The organism is Streptomyces celluloflavus (assembly GCA_000720995.1).
In the GTDB taxonomy this organism is placed as follows: Bacteria; Actinomycetota; Actinomycetes; order Streptomycetales; family Streptomycetaceae; genus Streptomyces; species Streptomyces celluloflavus.
In genome coordinates this window covers 1-233 of record JOEL01000177.1, presented here as the reverse complement: position 1 = coordinate 233, position 233 = coordinate 1, and the positions used below count along the sequence as shown (strand labels likewise).

General features: G+C 62.2%; 1 protein-coding gene. It reads right to left on the bottom strand.

The genetic code is table 11. The features are described from left to right. Positions 1-233 (bottom strand): cbb3-type cytochrome c oxidase subunit I (locus tag IH09_RS36360; RefSeq protein WP_190233547.1); only part of this gene is annotated, 233 nt, incomplete at both ends.

Below are 233 nucleotides of genomic sequence, written 5' to 3'. Positions count from 1 at the left end.
GCGGCGACGCCAGGATCACACCGGTCAGACCACCGAACGTGAAGGTGATCAGGAAGCCGACCGCCCACAGCATCGGCGTCTCGAAGGACAGTGAGCCCTGCCACATCGTGCCGATCCAGTTGAAGAACTTCACGCCCGTCGGCACCGCGATCAGGAACGTCATGAAGGAGAAGAACGGCAACAGCACGCCGCCCGTCACATACATGTGGTGCGCCCAGACCGTGACGGAAAGG